The sequence below is a fragment of the Streptosporangium sp. NBC_01639 genome (assembly GCF_045209755.1).
Classification (GTDB): Bacteria; Actinomycetota; Actinomycetes; order Streptosporangiales; family Streptosporangiaceae; genus Streptosporangium.
The window spans coordinates 7,238,088-7,259,404 of record NZ_CP109272.1; the positions used below are offsets into that span (position 1 = coordinate 7,238,088).

The 21,317-nt window shown below is 71.7% G+C and carries 16 protein-coding genes; 5 read left to right on the forward strand and 11 right to left on the reverse strand.

Translation table 11 applies throughout. The features are described from left to right. Position 1: 1 nt before the first annotated feature. The 6 genes from OHA77_RS32925 to OHA77_RS32950 form a co-directional block, all read right to left on the reverse strand. The gene (locus tag OHA77_RS32925) at positions 2–814 is read right to left on the reverse strand and encodes a GvpL/GvpF family gas vesicle protein (protein ID WP_406313201.1); all 813 of its coding nucleotides are present in this window, start codon (positions 812–814) and stop codon (positions 2–4) included. A 1-nt stretch (position 815) separates the two neighbouring features. Continuing rightward, the gene (gvpJ, locus tag OHA77_RS32930; RefSeq protein WP_326824294.1) at positions 816–1,235 is read right to left on the reverse strand and encodes a gas vesicle protein GvpJ; all 420 of its coding nucleotides are present in this window, start codon (positions 1,233–1,235) and stop codon (positions 816–818) included. Positions 1,236–1,387: 152 nt separating this feature from the next. Further along, a complete protein-coding gene (locus OHA77_RS32935; protein WP_406313202.1) occupies positions 1,388–2,581 on the reverse strand; it encodes an SRPBCC family protein in 1,194 nt (397 codons plus the stop codon). Between the two features lie 5 nt (positions 2,582–2,586). Continuing rightward, positions 2,587–3,213: a hypothetical protein gene (locus tag OHA77_RS32940; RefSeq protein WP_406313203.1), complete on the reverse strand. Its 627-nt coding sequence runs from the start codon at positions 3,211–3,213 to the stop codon at positions 2,587–2,589. 370 nt (positions 3,214–3,583) lie between these two features. After that, positions 3,584–4,495 (reverse strand): ABC transporter permease, encoded by a 912-nt coding sequence (locus OHA77_RS32945; RefSeq protein WP_406313204.1) that lies wholly within the window; start codon positions 4,493–4,495, stop codon positions 3,584–3,586. Further along, positions 4,492–7,107, reverse strand: a complete 2,616-nt coding sequence (locus OHA77_RS32950; RefSeq protein WP_406313205.1) for a CocE/NonD family hydrolase — start codon at positions 7,105–7,107, stop codon at positions 4,492–4,494. The genes OHA77_RS32945 and OHA77_RS32950 overlap by 4 nt, the downstream gene beginning before the upstream one ends. Positions 7,108–7,279: 172 nt before the next feature. On the opposite strand from OHA77_RS32950, the gene OHA77_RS32955 reads away from it, so the two are divergent. Further along, a complete protein-coding gene (locus tag OHA77_RS32955; RefSeq protein ID WP_406313206.1) occupies positions 7,280–8,437 on the forward strand; it encodes a hypothetical protein in 1,158 nt (385 codons plus the stop codon). On the opposite strand, the gene OHA77_RS32960 is transcribed toward OHA77_RS32955, so the two are convergent. The 5 genes from OHA77_RS32960 to OHA77_RS32980 all read right to left on the reverse strand — a co-directional run bounded on the left by OHA77_RS32960 (position 8,395) and on the right by OHA77_RS32980 (position 13,308). Next, positions 8,395–9,426: a copper resistance D family protein gene (locus OHA77_RS32960; protein WP_406313207.1), complete on the reverse strand. Its 1,032-nt coding sequence runs from the start codon at positions 9,424–9,426 to the stop codon at positions 8,395–8,397. The genes OHA77_RS32955 and OHA77_RS32960 overlap by 43 nt on opposite strands. Continuing rightward, the gene (locus OHA77_RS32965) at positions 9,423–9,989 is read right to left on the reverse strand and encodes a copper resistance protein CopC (protein WP_406313208.1); all 567 of its coding nucleotides are present in this window, start codon (positions 9,987–9,989) and stop codon (positions 9,423–9,425) included. The genes OHA77_RS32960 and OHA77_RS32965 overlap by 4 nt, the downstream gene beginning before the upstream one ends. Before the next feature lie 126 nt (positions 9,990–10,115). Beyond that, positions 10,116–11,399 (reverse strand): 2-oxo acid dehydrogenase subunit E2, encoded by a 1,284-nt coding sequence (locus OHA77_RS32970; protein WP_406313210.1) that lies wholly within the window; start codon positions 11,397–11,399, stop codon positions 10,116–10,118. Next, positions 11,396–12,382 (reverse strand): alpha-ketoacid dehydrogenase subunit beta, encoded by a 987-nt coding sequence (locus OHA77_RS32975; RefSeq protein WP_406313211.1) that lies wholly within the window; start codon positions 12,380–12,382, stop codon positions 11,396–11,398. Before OHA77_RS32975 ends, OHA77_RS32970 begins: the two co-directional genes overlap by 4 nt. Further along, positions 12,379–13,308, reverse strand: coding sequence for a thiamine pyrophosphate-dependent dehydrogenase E1 component subunit alpha (locus OHA77_RS32980; RefSeq protein ID WP_406313212.1), 930 nt, complete (start codon positions 13,306–13,308; stop codon positions 12,379–12,381). The genes OHA77_RS32975 and OHA77_RS32980 overlap by 4 nt, the downstream gene beginning before the upstream one ends. Positions 13,309–13,817: 509 nt before the next feature. Here OHA77_RS32980 and OHA77_RS32985 point away from each other — a divergent pair. Genes OHA77_RS32985 through OHA77_RS33000 form a run of 4 tightly spaced genes read left to right on the forward strand, consistent with a single transcriptional unit; the run spans position 13,818 to position 21,317 of the window. Continuing rightward, the gene (locus OHA77_RS32985) at positions 13,818–19,388 is read left to right on the forward strand and encodes an amino acid adenylation domain-containing protein (RefSeq protein ID WP_406313213.1); all 5,571 of its coding nucleotides are present in this window, start codon (positions 13,818–13,820) and stop codon (positions 19,386–19,388) included. Further along, positions 19,385–19,564: an MbtH family NRPS accessory protein gene (locus OHA77_RS32990; RefSeq protein ID WP_326824282.1), complete on the forward strand. Its 180-nt coding sequence runs from the start codon at positions 19,385–19,387 to the stop codon at positions 19,562–19,564. The genes OHA77_RS32985 and OHA77_RS32990 overlap by 4 nt, the downstream gene beginning before the upstream one ends. After that, complete coding sequence (locus tag OHA77_RS32995; RefSeq protein ID WP_406313214.1) at positions 19,561–19,809, forward strand: phosphopantetheine-binding protein; 249 nt, start codon at positions 19,561–19,563, stop codon at positions 19,807–19,809. Before OHA77_RS32990 ends, OHA77_RS32995 begins: the two co-directional genes overlap by 4 nt. A gap of 38 nt (positions 19,810–19,847) precedes the next feature. Beyond that, positions 19,848–21,317 carry an AMP-binding protein gene (locus OHA77_RS33000; RefSeq protein WP_406313215.1) on the forward strand — a complete coding sequence of 490 codons (1,470 nt, stop codon included), beginning with the start codon at positions 19,848–19,850 and terminating at the stop codon, positions 21,315–21,317.

The following is a 21,317-nucleotide window of genomic DNA, read 5'->3' on the forward strand; positions in this document are numbered from 1 at the left end:
GTCATTCCTCCCCCCGTCGCGTCATGACGAAGTCGTACGGCGCCAGCGGACCGAGGAGACGCAGGGCGACCCGGTCGGTCCACTGCTTGCCGAATTTCTCGACGATCCGCCGGAACTCGGCCTCCTGGTCGTTCTCGATCAGGAAGGCCACGTGCACCGCGTCCTGCTCATGGGTCGGCTCACGCACGACGACGGCGACGCTCCGCGGCGCGAGGGCGTCGACCAGCATGTCCGTGTCGGCCGCACGCTTCGCCGCGACCGCCTCGCCGACCAGCTCGCCGAGCCGGATCCGCGCGTCCCACGTCGCCTCCGCCGGCCGGCCGTGGATCTCCTCGCGCAGTCGTGCGGCCTCGGGGTTCTCCGCGAGCACCTCGCCGATCACCGCGTGCTCGACGTAGCGCCCCTTGACGACGTACTCCACCCGTCCCTCAAGCTCGTTCAGGGCGGCCAGGAACTCGTCGTGATAGGGGCGGAGCAGTTCGTCGACGACTGCTTTCGGGCCGGTCACCACCGCTCCGAAGCGGAGCGGGAGCACGGGTACCTCGGCCGCCGCGCCGTCCAGCAGTTGTTGATGGGCGATCAGGTCGTTCGGCCTGCCGAGCGGGCGGTCCAGGGTGACCTCGCTGATCAGGGCGGCGAGCCGGCCGTGCCGTACCAGCCTGATCCGCCCCGGTGGGTCGCCTATGCCGCGGGCATCGGGGGAGAGTTCGACGTCAGCCGGAACGATGCCGTAGATGTAGGAACCGCTGTCCTGCTTGCGCCGGGTGGCTTCCTCCGTCCCAGCGGTCCGCGTTCTGCTGGTAGAACCGGGCATTTCATTCCTCCCGTCTCCGACGCCGGCGGGGGACCGGTTCGTGATCTTCATCATGCCCATCGGAGTCGCCGATGAGCTCGCGCAGTTTCTCCCCGGCCGCTTCTACCGCGCCCTGGGTGACGCCTTTGGTCTTCGACTTGCTCACGCCCTGCGTCATGCCTTCCATGACCTCCGGCAGGCCCTTTCCGCCGGTCTGTGTGAGGTCCAGCCGGTTGACGGCCTCCGCGAAGCGGAGATAGGTGTCGACGCTGGCCACGACGATGCGCACGTCGATCGTCAGAAGTTCGATCCCGACCAGCGAGACCCTGATGTAGGCGTCGATCACGATGCCCTTGTCGAGAATCGTGTCGATGACGTCGGCCAGGCTCGACGAGGACCTGCGGCTGCCTGCCCCGCCTCCTGAAGATTGCACGATGGTCATCTCAATCCTCCAGCGTGGAGATCCCGGATGTGGTTCTGGGAGGGAAGCGCGACGCGGTGCCGCGCGGTTCGCCGGGCGTGGCCCGTCCGGCGGGCGATGGCCATGGCGCCGGGCCGGCGGCCCGTCTCCCGGTCACGTGCCCCGTCTCCCGGTCACGTGCCCCGGGTTCCGGTCCGGCGGCGGGCGGGTCGCGGCGGCGGTCGTTTGTCCGTGCCTGCCTCCGTTTCACCGCGTCGGCGCCGTACCGGACGCTTCGCCGGTGCGGACTCCTCGTCCTCCGGTTCCTCCTCCGCCTCCGCGGTACGGCGGCCGCGCCGTGCCGGGCGTTTGGCTTGGGGTTCCTCCTCGGGCTCCTCCTCGGGTTCCTCCTCCTCTTCTTCTTCGTCCTCTTCGGGCTCCTCCTCGTCCTGCTCTCCCTCTTCGGGCTCCTCCTGCTCCTCGGCCTCCTCTCCCTCCTCTCCGCCTTCCTGGTCCTCGATCTCCTCCGGCGCCTGTTCCTGTTCCTGTTGCTCCTGCTCTTCCTGGATGGCGGTCTCGTGGTCCTTGACGACCTGGCTGTCGCGTATCTCGCCACGCCAGCCCTCGAGGTCGTCGGGGTTCAGCACCGTCTGCATCATGACGTGCCGCCGGAAGTGCTTGAACTCCAGGCGCGCCCGCCGGCCTTGTGCGCGCCAGATGTTGCCGGTCTTCTCGAAGAACCCCTGCGGGTGGTACTCCAGTACGAGCAGGATCCGGGTCATGTCGGGGGTGACCTCGTGAAAGGTCACGGAACCATCGACGTAGCCCTTGGCTCCCTTGGAGCGCCAGACGATCCGCTGGTCGGGAATCTGCTCGACGATCGTCGACTCCCAGGTCCGGTGCGACCAGAAGACCTGGGCCTTCCACGTCGTCTTCTCGTCGGACTGCTGGTCGACCCCCTCGACCTTCTTCATGAAGCTGGGGAAGTCCTGGAACTGGGTCCACTGGTCGTAGACGAGCCTCCGGGGAGCGCCCACGTCGAGCGACTCGACGATGTTGGTCAGCTTGAGTTTCTTGCTCTTCCCGCCTTTGCCGCCCCCGGTGATCTTCTTGAGCAGTCCGCCACCGGCCATCTTGGCCACCCCTTTCAGCCCGGATAACATGGGGTGCTTCGAGCCTCCGGTGATCGCCCCCAGCAGGTCCGATCCGCCGCTGCCGCCCGCGTAGTCGGTCAACCGGTCGGTCAGCCCGCCGATCTTGTCGGTCGCGGACGACAGGATCCGCTCCCCGAGCGCCTCGGCGAGGTTCCGCAGTTCCTGGGTGAGCTGGTCGATGGGCAGCACCTGCCCGGCTTCCTCTGCCGGTTGGGCTCGGGATTTCTCGGCCATCCCGCTCACCCCCGTGCCCGGCGGACCGGACGGCTGCCTGCGGCGGCCTTCTCGCGCTGTGCGCCGCCCCGGCGCCGTGCGCTCTTGGCCGGTGGCTCTTCCTCCTCCTCTTCCTCGTCCTCCTCTTCCTCGTCCTCCTCTTCTTCTTCCTCATCCTCTTCGGGTGCGGGACGGGTCTTGGCCGCCGGGCGGCTCCGTCCGCCCGTGGCGCGGCGCCCGCGGGCCGGGGCCGGCTCCTCTTCTTCCTCTTCTTCTTCCTCCTCTTCGGGCTCCTCCTCGTAGTCCTCGTCCTCGTCCTCGGGCTCCGGGCGAGCGGCGCGGGCCTTGCCACCCTTGCCGCCCTTGCGTCCGCGGGTGGGCTCCTCTTCCTCTTCCTCCTCGCCGCCGGCTCCGCCCGGAACCCGTAGCGACTCCACCCGGTTGTGGAGCTTGGAGGTCAGCGTGTCGATCTGCTTGCCCGCCGCCGCCCGCGCCGCGGACTTGCCGACCTCGAACAGCTCGCCGCGGACGCTGTTAACGATCTTTTCCAGCTCCGGAGAGGAACCCAGCAGCTTCAGGCCCTGCTGCAGCAGGTCGCTCCCGCTCGCCCCCAGTTTGCCGGTCGCGCCGGCCGCTGCCAGCCCGAGCGCCATCCGTAGCTTGTGATGCCGGCCCAGAAGGTAACCGGCACCGACAGCCAGGGCTATCTGTGGTCCGCACTTCACGATCACCACTCCCCAATCGATCACTCCGCCTTGGGATCCGTCCGTCCACGAGGCTTCGGTCAGCGGCCGGACGGAGAAAGACGCCGCTGAGGACTGGCGTCTGTCGCGCTGAATGTCGGAGGCATTTCGCTTCCGAGTCGGCAGGATTCCTACCCTAGAACGTGATGAAAAAACTCAAAAGGGTAAAAAGCGGACATGGTGCGCCTTATATGAAAGGCGCCATGCCGCCATGCCGCCGAGGTACGCGTGACGAATATGTGAGGCGAAAGGGCAAGTGACTGGAAAGGGCGACTAAAGGCTAGGAAACGACGTCTCTGCGGCGGAAGCGGCGGAAGGCGAAGGCGACCAGGACGGCCGAGTAGGTGACCGAGACGGCCACCCCCTTGACCATGCCGCCGTAGTCGGGCTGCGGCGCCAGGGCGTCCAGCCAGGCCGTGTTCCAGAAGGTCGGAAGGAACTCCCGGAGTGAGCCGAGCGCCTCCACCGCCTGCAGGATGTTGCTCACGATCACCAGGCCGACCGCCCCGCCGACCGCGCCGAGCGGGGAGTCGGTGCTGACCGAGAGCAGGAAGGCCAGGGCGGCGACCACGAACTGGCTGACCAGCGCATAGAGGATCACGATCCCGAAGCGGGGCAGCACGTCCAGCGCGGCGATGGTCTCGCCGGTGCCGGGCACGCGGACGTCGTTCCAGCCGAACGCGAGAGTCCCGGCCAGCAGCGCCATCAGCGGCAGGCAGATCACCGCGGCCGCCGAGTAGCCCATCGCGACGATCAGTTTCTGCCGCAGCAGCCGGTCACGGGGGATGGGCGCGGCCAGCAGGTAGCGCAGCGACGACCAGCTCGCCTCGCTGGCCACGGTGTCACCGCAGAACAGCGCCACCGCGACGACCAGCAGGAAACCCACCGAAACCGACAGCGCGAACGCGGCGAAGTTCAGGCCCCCCTCGGTCGCCAGGTCGGAGATGCGCAGCGTGGCACCGGGCTGCCCGGATCCGGCGCCGAGCGTGAACGCGATCACCAGGACCCACGGCAGCACGAGCAGCAGGCCGAACATGGCCAGCGTGCGGCGCCGTTTGAACTGGCGGACGATCTCCACCGCCAGCGGCAGCGTGCGTCCGGGCAGATAGCCGGCCGCCGAACCGCCGTCCGGGGAGCCGGCATTCGCCGGACCGCGGGCCAGAGCCGTACCGGAACCGTGGACGTCACTCATGCATTTTCCCCGATCAGGTCCAGGAACACGTCCTCCAGGCGGGTGCCCGAGCCGTTGGCGGAGGTACGGCCGCGCAGCAGTTCGCTCACCGGGCCGGCCGTGATGAGGCGGCCCCGGTGCATGACCACCACGTGGCTACAGGTCTGCTCCACCTCGGCGAGCAGGTGGCTGGAGACGATGACGGTGCGGCCCCGCTCGGCGTAGGAGATCAGGACCCTGCGCATCTCCCGGATCTGGGGCGGGTCGAGACCGTTGGCGGGCTCGTCGAGGACCAGCAGATCGGGCAGGCCGAGCATGGCCTGCGCGATGGCCAGGCGCTGGCGCATGCCCTGGGAGTAGGTCCGTACGGCGCGCTCCAGCGCGTTGCCGAGCCCGGCGATCTCCAGGGCCTCGGCGAAGTGGGCGTCCTCCGTGGGACGGCCCGTCGCCTTCCAGTAGAGCTCCAGGTTGGCCCGGCCGGTCAGGTGCGGCAGGAAGCCGGGGCCTTCGACGAAGGAGCCCAGCCGGGACAGGACCGGGGCGCCGGGGACGACCCGGCGGCCGAAGATCCGGATCTCGCCCGCGTCGGGGTGGATCAGTCCCATCAGCATGCGCATGGTGGTGGTCTTGCCCGCCCCGTTGGGGCCGAGCAGGCCGAGCACCTGGCCCTGCTCGACGGTGAAGGACAGGTCGTTCACCGCCAGTTCGCCGTTGCGGTAGGCCTTGGTCAGGCCGTTGATCCGCAGGGGCACGGTGTCCTGGGCGGGCTCGTGGTCGTCGCCGCCGCGCCGGCGTCCGGTGAGCAGCAGGATTCCCGCGACGACGAGGGAGGCCAGCGGCAGTGCCCAGGTCCACCAGGCGGGGCCGCCGGCCGGGGTCCGCAGGGTGGCGTCGGTCGGCACGGTCACGGCCGGTGAGACCAGGCCGACCGTGTAGACGGCCGGTGCCGAGGGGGTGCTGTAGCCCAGGTCGGTGGTGGTGAAGGCGACGCGCAGCCGGTGCCCGACCTCGAAGCGGTGGTCGATGGCGGGCAGGCTGACCTCGGCCTCGCCGGTGCCGCCCTCGGGAAGGGCGATCCTGACCGGGGCGGCGAGCGACTCGGGCAGCAGCGGTGCCTGGGCGTCGCCGGCCACGTCGTAGAGCTTGGCGAACAGCGTCACGTCGCCCGCTCCGGTGCTCCCGCCCGCGGAGGACTCCGCGCTCCCGCCTGCGGAGGACTCCGCGGGCCGCACCCGTACCTTCACGGTGGAGCTCCCGGTGACCTGCAGCGGGAGCTCCAGCGGCGCGGAGTCGAAGGTGGCGCTCTGGCCCGGCATGTCGACGGACACGCTCAGGTTTCCGGCGCCGCTCGCGAGAGCGCCGAATCCGGGGACCGCGCTGATCGAGGAGGGCGATCCGCCGGGCGGGTTGGCCACCTGCTGGTCCGCGCCGCTGAGCGGCACCGTGGTCCGGGCGGTGCCGCCCAGGCCGGGGTAGCCGTCCGCGGTGGCGTGCAGCTGGACCGGGCGGCGGGTCCCCGGATCCCGGCCGCCGTCGCGGGTGACGGTGAACGGGCTGCCCGCCGGATCCGTGCCGGTGTCCTTCTTCAGATAACGGTCGAACCAGCCGAGGGTTCGCTCGTGGATCCAGTCGACCTCGCCGTTGCCGCCGTCGTGGCCGCCGTCGAACCAGGCCACGCCGACGGGAGCGCCGGTGGCGGCGACGGCTCTGGCGTTGGCGTCCGCCTGTCCCAGAGGGAACAGTGAGTCCTGCTGTCCCTGGAGCAGCAGCGTCGGAATTTTGATCTTCCCGGGCACGGATACCGGGCTGGATCTGCGCAGGGTCTCGATCGCGCCCGGCGTCGCCCGGCCGGTCTCGGCCACCTGCTGGTACATGTCGCAGATCTCCGGAAGGAACCGGCCGCACCGGACCTCCTGCGCGGTCTGCGGGGTGACGGGCGGGACGGCGGTGCGACCGCTCGTTCCGGCCGGCCCGCCCAGTCCCGTCTCCGGCGTCGGGCCGCCCCGGCTGAAGAACAGCCCCGCCCACATCCGCTTGAACACGCCGTTCTGCGGCCCCTGGCCACCCGCGTCGGGAAACAGCGCGTCGGCCAGGTCATACCAGGTGATCTGGGGGACGATCGCGTCGATCCTGCCGTCGTACGCGGCGGCCATCAGTGCGATCGCCCCGCCGTAGGAGCCGCCCGCGACGCCCACCAGCGGGTCGCCGGCCGCGTCGAGCCGGACCTCGGGCCGCCTGGCCATCCAGTCGACGAGCTGGCGGACGTCCTTGACCTCGTAGTCGGGGGAGTTGAGTGCGATCTGCCCGGTGGAGCGGCCGAAGCCCCGCGCCGACCAGGTCAGCACGGCGTAGCCCTCCTGCGCCAGCCGTACGGCCGCGGCCCGGACGCTCTCCTTGCTGCCGCCGAAACCGTGCGCGAGCAGCACCGCCGGTGCCCGGCCGCCTCCGGCGGGCGGGAAGAAACTCGCGTCAAGCGTGACCCGCTGGTCGTCTCCGGGCCCGTCCAGAACTGTGATCTTCTGGTCCTGGACGCGCACCGGTGGTGCGGACGGCCACAGCACCCAGGTCGCGACACCGATGACCAGCACGGCGACCACCGCGACCCAGGTGGCCGGCCTCCCTGCGAGTTTCATGCCGAGAGCCTACTAAGGGGAGCTGAGAGAGACCTGAGACGGCCGGGCCCGCCGAGGCCTCCGTGCGGGCGGTCGCCCGGAGCCGGAAGGGGGTCTCCGATCGATGATCGGGGATGTCTGAGGGATGTTCCCGATTGCGGAGCAAGGTAAAGCCCAGGCATCATTTCGACACGTGAAGTCAGTCGAGATCCTCAGACGAAGAGCCACTCCAGCCATTGAGTGGGCCCTGCCCTACTGGACCAGGGGGAAGGCAGGCCGTGAGACTCCGGAGGATCTGTTCCGGCTGCTGTATCTCGGGTGGCTGGTGGCCTTCTCCTTCAAGGTGCTGGGCGCCTCCTGGGACGTCTCCTGGCACTTCAAGTGGCTCCGTGACGACCTGGCGCCGCCGCACCTGCTCAACAGTGTCGGCACGGTCATCGCCCTGACGCTCACGATCATCCATCTCTACACCGGTTACGGCGTGGACCGGACCGCGCAGCGCCTCATCGGCTGGGGCACCGGGATCTTCCTGACCGCGGTGCCGCTGGACCTGATCAACCACCGGATCAACGGGCTCGACATCACCTCGTGGAGCCCGTCGCACATAATGCTCTACTTCGGCACGCTCCTCATGATCTGCGGGGTGATCCGGGGCTGGTTCATGGGCGCGCCCGTGGGGCGGGCCCGGACGATGGTCCTCGGCGGGCTCTTCGTGTTCCTGTTCGAGAACGTCTGGTTCCCGGCCCAGCACCAGGAGTACGGGGTGTTCGGCCTCGCCGCCTGGGACCAGGGGCGTCCGGAGGCCGAGCCCATCCTGCTGCAGTTCGCCGCCGACCAGATGGGCCGCGCGGTGGACCGGACGATGGTCGTCAACTTCACCCTGCCGGTGCCCGACCAGGTCTACCCGCTCTACGCCGCGGTCGCCGCCATGATCACTCTGATCTTCGCCCGCGCGATGATCGGCCGGATGTTCGCGGCCACCGCCGTGGTCGGCGTCTACATCGCCTACCGCACCCTGATCTGGCCGCTCCTGGCGCTCACCGACTTCCCGCGCTCGTCGGTGCCGGTCTTCCTGATCGCCGGGGCGCTCGCCGTCGACCTGGCCTTCCTGATCCGGATCCCGGTGGTGCGGGCGCTGGCCGGCTCGCTCGCGGCCACCGTCGTCGTCGACCAGGCGCTCCGCCTGCAGAGCGTGGCCTACCACACCCCGCCGCTGGTGCCGCCGATGACCATGCTGATCGGCGGCCTCCTGCTCGCCGCCCTGTGGGTGGGCGGCGAGTGGGCCATGCGCCGTTACCGGCTGCGCGCTCAGGACATGGAGGCCGTGGTCAGCGCCACCGCGACGCCGTAGGCCAGACCCATCACGGTGATCTCCGCTGCCGCCCACGCCGCGACCGCCGTCCCCTGCCGCGCGGCGATGCGCGGCAGCAGGCGGAAGCGGATGTGGGCGGCGAACGGTACGAGCAGCGCCACGCACACCGTCTTGGCCACCACGAGCAGCCCGTAGTCGCTGGTGAACACCGCGCCCGGCAGCTCCACCCCCTGGGTGAGGGCCATCGTGGCGAGGCCGTTCACCAGGCCGGAGAGGCCGACCAGGACCAGCGCCAGGGTGGCCAGCCGGGAGAACTTCGGCAGCACCCGTGCCAGCAGTTCGCGGTCTCCGGTGAGCAGCGTGACGATCGTGAGCAGCCCGCCGGTCCAGGCGGCCGCACCCATCACGTGCAGCTCCATCGAGATCATGATGGGGTCGTGCCAGACCGAGTCGACCGCGTGGCCGGTGACCGGGATCGGCAGCAGGCCGAAGAAGGCGATCACGATCCGCAGCTCGGCCGGGACCTTCTCGCCGAACCGTACGGCCAGCAGTCCGATCCCGGCGTAGACGAGCGCGCAGGCCGCGCTGAAGAGCATCCCCTGGCCTGCGCCGACGCTGTCGACATACTCGGCGACCATTCCCGGGGTCGGCACGAGCCCGGGGTTGAGCTGGGCGGTCTGGAAGACGATGACGGCCAGGGCGAGCACCGCCCAGGCCCACGCGAACGTCACCGCGGCCGGCCGGGCCCGGCGCATCACCGGCTCGGTCCGTTCCGGGTCGTCGAAGCCGAGCAGCCGGGGCAGCAGGCTCAGCCCGACCACGGCCACCGCGGCCAGGTCCAGCAGCACCCGCAGCACCGGCAGGCCGTACTCCACCAGCGGGCCGGGCAGCGTGATCCCCGGCACCGCCTGCTGCGCGGTGAACATCGTCGCGGCCAGTACGGCGAGCACGGCTCCCGAGACGAGCCCGCCGGCCAGCAGCCTTCTGACCGTGCCCGCTCCGGTGGTCCGGTCAAGGGTGACGGTCATCTCTGGGCTCCCTGCTCCTTCGTACGGCGCAGCGCCACGACGGTGGCTCCGCCCAGCACGACCAGGGCGCAGACGATCCACAGCACGGCCATCCCGGCCCCGCCGTTCTGCGCGGCCTCGGCGGCCTGGGCGCTCAGGCCGGGTGCCTGTGGCGCGGCGGCCGAGGCGGCCGGGGCGGGCTGGGACGCGGTGCCGGTGCCCGCGGTGGTGAGGGCGAAAGTCACCTTGTCGGCCACCGGGTGGCCGTCGGAGGACAGGATGCGGTATCCGATGGTGTACTGCCCGGCCGGGCCCAGGGGCCTGACCCCGATGCTGACCTGCCGGCCGTCGACGGCCGTCGTGCCGTCCTCCCAGCGGGTCCCGTCGGGGCCGGTCACGCTGATCTGCGCGAAGCCCTGCCGTACTGCCTGGTCGAAGGTGAGTGTGATCTTTCCGGGACCGGTGGCGAGCTGGGCGCCGTCCTTGGGGTCGCTGCCGATCAGCACGTTGTGGGCCTGCGCGGGGGTGACCACGCCGAGTAGCGCGGCGCACGCGAACAGCAGGACCGTGAGTAGCCGCCTCACCGGTGGTGGCCTTCCGTCGGGTTCGTCATTACCCGGCAATGCTCCCATCGCCGCCTTCCCCCGGGAAACCGGGCGGTCCGGTGGTCGTGCGTCCCGGTGGGGGGCGGGACCGGCGGCCGGCCGGGCTCATCGGCGGGGGGCGCCGTCGCCGGAGGTTTCGAGAGCGGTTCTGAGCGCGCCGAGGAACTCGGCCGACTCGCGGCCGTTGACGTACCGGTGGTCGTAGGCGAGGCCCAGGTTGACCACCTTCCGTACGGTGAAGCCGCCGTCGCGGGTCTCCACGACCTCCGGGCGCGGGGCGGTGAGCGACAGCGCGCAGATCTGGCCGGGGAAGACGACGGGGACGGCCAGGACGACCGCGGCGTCGGCGTGCAGGGTGACGATGATGGTGCCGCCTTGCAGGTCGGACTCCCGGAAGGTCCCGTTCAGCGCGGTCTGACGGAACCGGGTGAGGTCACGGGCGATCTCCTCCAGCGGGCGCCGTCCCGCGTCCCGCACCACCGGCACGGACATCCCCCTGCCCACGTCGACGGTCACGCCGACCCCCGCCGTCGCCGCCCGGCGGACGCTGCGGCCGTCGACCGGCGTGGCGAAGAAGAGGGGGAAGCGGTCGAGCAGCCGGCCGGTCGCCGCCACCAGCAGTTCGGGGAGGCCGATGAGGGCGCGCAGCCGCCTGGTCTCCTGGCGGGCGAACAGCAGCGCGTCCGTCACGTCCACTCTCATGACGGTGAACGCGGCGGGGATGTCACGGTGCGACCGCTCCACCACCTCGGCGATCCGCCGCTGGGCGCGGGACAGCTCGATCAGTGCGGGGTCGCCCGGTTCGGCCGGTCCGGTCAGCGACGGTGCGGCCGGGCCCGGGGCGTCCTGTTCCGCTGAAGGAAGGGGGAGCACGCTGGAGGTGCCCGGCCCGGCCGGGGACGGGGTGAGCGGCCGGTGGCCGTCCCGTTCGGCCGGGGGAGGGCCGGTCCGGTTGAGCCCCTCCAGGTCGGTCCGCCTGATCACCTTCTTGCCCAGGCCCCGCAACTGCGCCATGGAGATGCCGCGCTCGTCCATCAGCAGCCGGGCCGGCGCGGTGACGACGATCTCCTCCTGCTCCTCCGCCGGGTGGCGGGCGACCGTGGAGAGGGATTCCCGGCCGGGGGACCCCACCCCGGCCGGGAGCCCCGGCTCTTCGCCGGCGGCCAGCAGCCGGGCGATCAGCTGGCCGGGGGCGCACTCGGCCCCCGCCTCCAGTAGACGCTGCAGTGTCCCGTCCTCCTCGGCGGCCAGCTCCTCGGCGGCCTTGGAGGTCTCCAGCACCGCGAGCGGCTCCCCGGCGCGTACGGCCTGGCCGTCCTCGGCCGTCCACTCCACCAGCAGGTAGGCGGCGTCGTTGTTGTTGAGCTTGGGCACCCGGATCTCGTTCACGACAGGGCCTCCATGATCGTCTGCTGGATCCGGCCGGCCTGGACGAGGACCTCGCGCTCCAGGTGGGGAGCGGCCGGGATGACGCTGTCGGCCGCGCTGATCAGGCTGATGGGACGGCGCAGGCCGGACCAGAGCCGGGGGTAGAGCAGCCGTGCGACCTCCGCCCCCCAGGTTCCGCCCTCCGAGCCGTCCTCGACGACGCACACGTGCCGGGCGCGCTCCAGGCCGGGGAGTTCGGGGAGGGGGTGGAGCCGGGCGGGCACCAGCAGTTCGCAGGCCAGGTCCTGCTCCAGGAGCAGGGCGCGCATGGCGGAGAGCGCCCGGTGGGTCATGCCACCGGGCGCGATGAGCGTGCAGTCGGGTTCGGTCACGCCGTCGAGGAAGACCCGGGCGACGTCGCCGTCGAGCTCGTAGCGGAACAGGTCGTCCACGACCCCGCCGGAGTACATCCGCCGGGTGTAGAGGACCTTGTCCTCGAAGAACAGGCAGGGCCGACCGAGTGCGAACATCCGGGTGAACAGCTCGCCCGCGTCGTGGAAGGGGGTCATCTCGAACAGGGCGAGGCCGGGGACGCCGATGAAGTGCTTCTGCGGGCTCTGGCTGTGCGTGGGGCCGTAGCCCCGGTTGCCCCCCGAGGGGCAGCGGACGACCAGTGGGATCGGCACCGGCCGGCCGTACATGGAGGTGGACTTGGCGGCGAAGTTCACCAGCTGGTCGAAGGAGAGCGCGACGAAGTCGGCGAACATGATCTCGACGATCGCCCGGTCCCCGGCCAGGGCGAGGCCGGCTCCGACCCCGGTGATCGCGCCCTCGCTCAGCGGGGTGGACCGCACCCGGGTGCCGAACCTGGTGGACAGGCCTTTGGTGACCTTGAAGGCTCCGCCGTACGGGTCGGAGATGTCCTCGCCGAGGATGTGCAGGTGCGGGTCGGCCTCCATCAGGTCGTGCAGGGCCCGGTTGAGGTGTTCCGAGACGCGGGTCACGGCCGCTCCCACACCGACGGAGGGCGGGCCGCGACCTCTGCCGCGATCCGCTCGACCAGTTCGCGCCGCTCCCGGTCGATGCGGGCGAAGGGGTCGGGGAACATCCGTGCGTAGCGGGCGTACCAGTCGTGGCCGTCCGCCAGCGCGATCTCCTCGGCGGTCCTGGTGTCGTCGCCCTTGCTGTGCGGGCCGAGCCGGTGGGTGACGAACTCGGCGACCAGCGGCCGGGAGTCCCCGCGGACGACGCCGACCAGGGGGGCCAGTTCGGCGCGGATCTCGTCGACCTCGGTGGAGGTGATGCGGTGGTGCAGGACGTCGAACGCGGCGGCGCGGGCGGCGATGCCGCCCGACATCTGCGCGGTGGTCGGGGTCGACTGGGCGATCCCGTTGTGCTCGACGACGACCAGCAGCGGGACCCGCCAGAGCTGGGCCATGTTGAGCGCCTCGTAGACCGAGCCCTCTCCCCAGGTGCCGTCGCCGATGTAGACGCAGGCCAGAGCGCCGGTCCCCTTCAGTTTGAGCGCCACGCCGACCGCGACGGGCAGGCTCTCGCCCTGGACGCCGGTGGACAGGAACCGGTGGTGGTAGATGTGCTGGCTGCCGCCCACCCCCGCGCAGAGCGCGCCCTCCCGGCCCATGATCTCGGCGAGCAGTCCGTACGGCTCGGCGTGCCGGGCGAGGAAGTGGCCGTGGCCGCGGTGGTTGCTGAAGACGTGGTCGTCCTCATGCAGCAGCGGTTTCAGCGCGACCGGGATGTACTCCTGCCCCAGGCAGGTGTGGGTGGTCCCGCTCAGCTCACCCGCCTCGAAGAGCTTGAGCAGGGCGAGCTCGAAATGCCGGATGAGGAGGAGGAGTTCCAGATCCTCGTCCGCTGGTGGGGACGGTGCGTTCCGCTGGCCCGAGGGCATGGGTGCGGTGACGATCACGTGTGCGCTCCTGGCGTCGGCGACCGGGGGTGACACGCTCGGCCGTCGGATGACACGACAGCATGGGAGCGCTCCCAGCGGAGCGTAGGAGTCGTCGAGATCACTGTCAATCAGGAAATCCGGCCGATCTGATCCGAAAACCCTTGCGACCTACCCCTGCCTGCGGTTATTGACTAAACGTCAGAAAGTTTCAGTTTGTCAAGACCGAAAACAATCCTGAAACCTTGACGAATTTAGCGCGTAATCCTTAGCCTCCTCCGTGGGAGCGTTCCCATGCCACCATGTTCCTTCGCGCGACCGCAGTACCGCGCCGACGGGATCAACCGTTCCGCCGGCGCGTCCGCACCCCCGGTGCTGGAGGAATTCCGCGCCGCTCGTCTTCACGTCACCGGATCGGACCGCCCTCGGGCGGCCGGCCCAGCCGGTCGTCATGGAGCCGCCCACGAGGGCGATCCCTTCCACCACCGCCGGGGAACGACGGATGTTCCCCCCGCCCGCACGGAGGTGCCGTGACGCACACCAGCCTGTCGCCCGCCAAACAGGCGCTGCTCGCCCAGCGGCTCGCCGGCCGTACCGTCGCCGCGGCCATCCCGCCGCGCCCGCCCGGCAGCGCGCCGCCGCTCTCCCCGGCACAGGAGCGGCTGTGGTTCCTGGAGCAGTACGCCCCGGGGACGGCCGCCTACACCGTGGCGTTCGCGGCCAGGCTGGAAGGCGAGATCGACGAGGAGGCGCTCGCCGTCGCCCTCACCGAGGTCACCGCCCGGCATGAGAGCCTGCGCACGCGCCTGCGCACCACCGAGGACGGCGGCCCGGAGCTCGTCGTCGACGACGAGCCGAGGGCGGAGCTGCGGTCCACCGACGACCTCACCCTGATCGAGCGGGAGCTGGCCCGCCCCTTCGACCTGGCCGCGGGGCCTCTGCTCCGGCTGCTCCTGGTCCGGCTCGGCCCGCTGGACCACGTGCTGCTGCTCACCATGCACCACGCCGTCACCGACGGCTGGTCCTGCGACATCGTCATGGAGGAACTCCTCATCCTGCACGCCGCCCACCGGACGGGCCGGCAGGCAGAGCTCCCGCCGGTTCCGGTGCGCTACGGCGACTACGCGTACTGGCAGCGTGACCGCGCCTACGACCGCGAGATCCGCTACTGGCGGGAACACCTGGACGGGCTGCCGTCACTGGAGCTCCCCACCGACCTGCCACGCCCGGCCGAGCAGCGGTGGGAGGGCGCCGTGCGGGGGCTGGCGCTGGACGCCGGGCTCGGCGACGCGGTCACCGCGCTCGGGCTGGCCCACGGTGCGACGCCGTACATGACGCTGCTGGCGGCCTTCGAGGTGCTGCTCGCCCGTTACAGCGGGCAGGAGGAGTTCGCGGTCGGCTCGCCGGTCTCGGGACGGGACCTGCCCGAGTTGGAGCGGGTGGTCGGCGTCTTCGTCAACTCGCTGCCGATGCGCGCCGACCTGTCGGGCGACCCGACGTTCGCCGAACTCCTCGCCCGGGTCCGGGAGACGGCGCTGGACGCCTACGCCCACCAGGAACTCCCCTTCGACCGGCTCGTCAACGAGCTGGCCGTGGAGCGCGACGTCAGCCGGTCACCGGTGTTCCAGGTCATGTTCGCCCTGCAGAACTACCGGTCGGCGCCGCTGCGCACCCCCGGCCTGACCATGTCCGCCTTCCCCGTCGAGACCACCGCCAGCCGGTTCGACCTCGCCCTCTACCTGTTCGAGACCCCCGAGGGGCTGCGCGGCAACCTCACCTACAGCACCGCGCTGTTCCGCCCGGCCACGGTCGAGCGGATGGCCGCGTGCTTCGAGAGCCTGCTGCGGTCGATCGTGGCCGACCCCGGCGCGCGGATCTCCGAGCTGGAGCTGCTCCCGGCGGACGAGCGCCGCCGGGTGGCGGCCTTCGGCCGGTCCGAACCCGTGACGCTCGCCGGGAGCGGCCTGCTGCACGGGGCCGTCCGCGCGCAGGCCGAACGGACGCCCGACGCCGTCGCGGTCGTCGCCGGCGGTACCTCGCTCACCTACGCGGAGCTGGACCGGCGGTCGAACCGGCTCGGGCACCTGTTGCGACGGCGGGGCATCGGCCCGGACGACCGGGTCGCGATCTGCCTGGAGCAGTCCGCCGAGCTGGCCGTCGCGGTGCTCGGCGTGCTCAAGGCCGGTGCCGCCTACCTCCCGCTCGACCCCGACCACCCCGCCGACCGGCTCGCCTACGTGCTGTCCGACGCCGGGGCACGGGCGGTGGTCACCACCGCCGGGCTCCGGGACCGGCTGCCGGGCGACCTGCCCGCCGTCCTCCCGGACGACCTCGACGAGGCGGACACCGGGCCGGTGGACAGCGGTGTCACGCCCGACGACCTGGCCTACGTCATCTACACCTCCGGGACCACCGGGCGGCCCAAGGGCGTGGCGGTCCAGCACCGGCAGGTGATGGTCTACCTCGCCGGCGTGCGGGAGCGGCTGGAGGTGGAGCCGGGCGGGGCGTTCGGGCTGCTGCAGTCGCTCGCCTTCGACTTCGGCGTCACCGTCTTCTACCTGTGCCTGATGACCGGCGGCGCGCTCCACCTCATCCCGTCCCGTACGGCGGGCCCCGAGCTGGCCGCCTACTTCCGCGCGCACGGCATCGACTACCTGAAGATCACCCCCTCCCACCTGGCGGCGCTGCTCGCCGACACCGCCCCGGCCGAGCTGCTGCCCCGCAGGCTGCTGATCCTCGGCGGCGAGGCCGCGCCGCGCGGCTGGGCGGCCGAGCTGGCGGCGGTGGGGCGGTGCCGGGTGGTCAACCACTACGGTCCCACCGAGGCCACCGTCGGCATCACCACCTACGCCGTCGAGCCGGGCGTCACCGGCGCCGCGGGCACCGGCGCCGGGACGGCACTGCCGATCGGGTCGCCGCTGCCCGGTGCCCGCGTCCACGTGCTCGACGGGAATCTGCGGCCGGTGCCGGTCGGCGTCCCCGGAGAGATCCATCTGGGCGGCGACCGCCTCGCCCGCGGTTACCTGGGCCGGCCGGGACTCACCGCGGACCGCTTCCTGCCCGACCCGGACGGCGGACCCGGCGACCGGATGTACCGGACCGGAGACCTCGGCCGCTGGCTGCCCGGCGGGGAGCTGGAGTTCCTCGGGCGCCGCGACCTCCAAGTGAAGATCCGCGGCTACCGGGTCGAGCTGGGTGAGGTGGAGTCGGTGCTCGGGGACTTCCCCGGGGTCACGCAGGCGGTGGTGGAGCTGCGGGGCGGGCGGCTGGTCGCCTACCTGTCCGGGACCGCCGGGGCGGCGGCCGGCGAGGTGCGGGCGTGGCTGGCCGACCGGCTCCCGGACTACATGATCCCGGTCCGCTACCTGTGGCTGGACGAGCTGCCGCTGAAGTCCCACGGCAAGGTGGACCGCTCGAAGCTGCCGGAGCCGGAGACCGAGAGCCCCGCCGGCGAGTACGTGCCGCCGGAGCCCGGCCTGGAGCAGGCGGTCGCCGCGGTCTGGGCGGACATCCTCGACGTGGACCGGGTCGGCGCGCTCGACGACTTCTTCGACCTGGGCGGCCACTCCCTGCTCGCCATGAGGGTGATCGCCCGGCTGCGCAAGGAGGTCCCCGAACGCACCCTCACCGTGCTGGAGCTGTTCAAGCACCGCACGGTCAGGGACCTGGCCCGGCTGCTGGAGGCCGGTGACGACGGGCCGCGCCGTCTGCTGCACCGGCTCACCCCGGCCCGCGCCGCGACCTCCACCCTGGTGTGCGTGCCGTTCGGCGGCGGCAGCGCGGTCGTCTACCAGCCGCTGGCCGACGCCCTCCCCGCCGGCTGGGCGCTCCACTCGGTCGCGGTCCCCGGCCACGAGCTGGGGGAGCAGGCCCGGCCCTTCGACGAGGTCGCGCAGGGATGCGCCGAGGAGATCCTCGCCGGGGTCGAGGGCCCGCTGGTGCTCTACGGGCACTGCGGCCTCGGCGTCATGCTGATCGCGGAGATCGCCCGCCGCCTGGAGGCGGCCGGTCGCGACATCGACGCGATCTATCTGGGGGGCGTGTTCCCGTTCGCGCGGCCGGGCCGCGGCCTGGGGTGGCTCGGCACGCTGATGGACCGGATGACCAGTGACCAGGGCCGGATCAACGCGCTCTCCGCCGCCGGTCTCGACGTCGAGGAGTTCGAGCGCGACCAGCTCAAGCTGATCATCGAGAACCGCCGCCACGGCACCCGTACGGCGGAGCGCTACTTCACCCGGCTGTTCGAGGAGGAGGGCGACCCGTTCCGCGCGCCGGTCATCTCGGTGGTGGGAGAGCGGGACCCGGCGACCGAGTTCTACCAGGAGCGCTACCGCGAATGGCAGCGGCTGTCGGAGACGGTCGCCTGTGTGGTGCTTGACGAGGCCGGACACTTTTTCGTGAAATATCGGGCGGAAGAGCTGGCCGACATCCTCACCGGGACCCACCGGGCCATCGCCTCGGGGGAGACGGCGCCGTTGGCGCGCACCGAGGAGTCCACCTGGTGGCTGCAGGGCCTCGACGGCCGGGCCGCCCGCCGTACCGGAGCAGGGGAGACCGGGCGTCGGGAGACGGGCACGGCGGAGATCCAGGCGGCGGAGACCGGGGCCGAGGGGGCCCCGGCGGAGACCGTCCGCCCCGGGCGGACTCCGTTGAAGCTCGTCCGGCCGGAGGAGCCGGAGGCGGCCCCGGGGGAGGCGGGGGCGGCCCCGGGGGAGGCGGGGGCCGGGCCCGCCGGTGGCACGAAGGCGCCGCAGGCCAGCATGCGGCGGTTCCTGCTGATCTCGCTGGGACAGCTCGTGTCGATCACCGGATCGGCGCTGACCGAGTTCGCGATCCCCATCTGGATCTACCTGACCACCGGGTCGCTGGCCAGGTTCGCGCTGTTCGCGGTGCTGGGACTGGTGCCCGGCATGCTGGTGGCGCCGCTCGCCGGGGCGATCGTGGACCGCTACGACCGGCGCAGGGTCATGCTCTGCGGGGACGTCGCCGCCGGCGGCGTCCAGCTCGCGCTGGGCGTCCTGCTGTGGACCGGCAACCTGGAGATCTGGCACATCTACCCGCTGCTGGCCTGCCTGTCGGTCGCGCTCACCTTCCAGCGGTTCGCGTACGCGTCGGCGATCCCGCAGATCGTCCCCAAACGGTTCCTCGGGCATGCCAACGGCGTCGTGCAGACGGCCACCGGCACGGCCCAGCTCATCGTGCCGCTGATCGCGACCGGCCTGATGGCCACCATCGGGCTCGGCGGCATCCTCGCCATCGACGTGGCCAGCTACGCCGTCGCCACGGCCGTCCTGCTGTGCGTCCGGTTCCCCGCCGCCATGCCGTGGCGCCGCCGGGAGGGCGTCGTGGCCGAGATGATGAACGGCGTCCGCCACTCCTGGGGCAACCCCGGCTTCCGGGGCATGCTCGTGTTCTTCGCGGTGCTCAACGTCTTCCTGTCGCCGCTCTTCCTGATGATCTCCCCGCTGGTGCTGTCGTTCGCGACGCTCGACGACGTGGGCACCGTGGCGTTCGCCGGAGGCCTCGGGGTCTTCCTCGGCGGCCTGCTGATGACCGCCTGGGGTGGCCCCCGGCGGCGGCGCCTGTACGGGGTGCTGCTCGCCACGCTCGCCCTCGCGGTGTTCTGCGTGGTCACCGGCGTCCAGCGGAACCTCCCGCTGATCGCGGCCGGCGCCTTCGGCATGTCGTTCTGCCTCACCCTGCTCAACGGCGTCTACGCCACGATCATCCAGGTCAAGGTGCCGCAGCGCTTCCACGGCCGGGTCATCGCGCTCAACACCCTGGTCGCCTGGTCCACCCTGCCCATCGGCTTCGGCCTGGTCGCGCCGTACGGCGCCGCCCTGTTCGACCCGCTGCTCGCGCCCGACGGGCCGCTGGCGGGCACCGTCGGAGCGCTGATCGGCACCGGCGCGGGGCGTGGCATCGGATTCATGTACGCCTGCTTCGGCCTGGCCATCGCGGTCATCGCGCTCGTCGCCATGCGCGTGCGGGTGCTGGCGCGGTTCGACGCCGACGTCCCCGACGCGCTCCCCGACGACCTGGTCGGATTCGAGGCTCTGCGGAGCCGTACCCGTAAGAGGAAAGAGGAGGTCCAGGGATGAGTTTCCTGGTGGTGCTCAACGACGAGGAGCAGTACTCCCTGTGGCCCGCCGGCCGGGAGCTGCCCGGTGGCTGGCGGGCCGAGGGCTTCGCAGGGGAACGGGATGACTGCCTGGCCCACATCGACCAGGTGTGGACGGACATGCGCCCGCTGAGCCTGCGGCGGGCACGGGCATGACCGGCGAACTCGCGTCCCGGCTCGCTGAAATGATCTCCACCGCCTGCGACGGGCGGCTCGCGGCTCCGGAGGTCCTCGCCTCCGGCGCCTCCCTGTCCGCGCTCGGCGTCACCTCGCTCGCGCTGCTGCGGCTGATCGACGCCGTCGAGGAGGAGTTCGACGTCGTCCTCGACCTCGGCGGCGGCGCACCCTATCTCGACAGCTTCCCGCTGCTGGTCGCCTACGTGGACGCGGGGACGTCGTGACCTCACCGGCCGTGCCGGTCCCGAGGACCGTCCCGGAGATGCTCGGGCTCCGCGCCGCGCAGGAGCCCGACCGGATCGCCGTGGTCGTCGAGGGCAACGGGACGATGACCTTCGGCGAGTGGGAACGGCGCTCCGGCGCCCTCGCGCACGGGCTGCTCGACCGCGGCGTACGGCCCGGCGACCGGGTCGGGCTGCTGTTCGGCAGCTGGGACTGGATCGACTTCTCCGTCGCCTACTGCGCGGTGCAGCAGGCCGGGGCGGTCGCCGTACCGCTCTCGGACCGCCTCGCCCCCGCCGAGGTCCGGCACATGCTCGCGCACTGTTCGGCCTCCGCGGTCCTGTACGGACGCGACCTCGCCCCGCCCGGCGGCGACTACTGGAGCGCCGCGCCGGGGGAGCTGGAGGGTGACGCGGCCGGGCCGGTGGACGTGCGGGTCAGGCCGGGGGACCTGGCCCAGATCCTCTACACCTCCGGCACCACCGGACTGCCCAAGGGGGTGGGCGCCAGCCACGCCAACCTGACCTTCGGCGGCGAGACCCGACCGAACCGCCGCAGGTTCGGGCACTCGCGTCACCTGCTGCACGCCTTCCCGATCGGCACCAACGCCGGTCAGACGATGCTGATGAACGCACTGGACGCCCGTCCGGCCATGCTCACCCTCGGCAGGTTCACCCCCGGCAGGTTCGCCCGCCTGATCGAGTCGTACGGGGCCGGAACCGTGTTCGTCGTCCCGGCCATGGCGATCGAGTTCCTCAACGCCGGCCTGCACGAACGTTACGACATGTCGGGCGTCCGGCTGCTGGGGTCGGCGGCTTCGGCCCTTCCCCCTTCGGTGTCGGTACGACTGGCCGCCGCCTTCCCCAATGCGACGATCACGAACTACTACACCTCCACTGAGGCCGCCCCCGCCCAGACCATCATGATCTTCGATCCGGCCCGGCCCGGAGCACTGGGCAGGCCCGCCTTCGGTGGGTCGCTGCGCATCGCCGGCCCCGGGGGCGAGCCGCTGCCCGAGGGCGAGACCGGGGAGGTCTGGCTGCGCTCGCCCACCGCCCCCCGGTCCTACTACCGGGACGAGCGGGCCAGCGCCGAGGCGTTCCGCGACGGGTGGGTGCGGATGGGGGACGTCGGCTACCTCGACGCCGGCGGCTACCTCCACCTCGTCGACCGGGAGAGCGACGTGGTCAAGTCGGGCGCGTTCAAGGTCTCGACGCTCCAGGTCGAGGCTGCGCTGTACGAGCACGCGGACGTCGCGGAGGCCGCGGTGCTGGGCCTTCCCCATCCGGTGCTGGGCACCACGCTCGCCGCCGCCGTGGTGCCCCGGTCCGCCGGGGTCACCGGCGGTGATCTACGGGCCTTCCTGATGGAACGGCTGGCCAGGCACGAGCTCCCCGAACGGGTGCTCGTTGTCGACGCCCTGCCGAGGAACCAGTCGGGGAAGGTCATCAAAAGGGAGTTGCGGGGGCTCTTCGACGCCGCCGCGACGGGTCAGACGGAAGGCATGTGA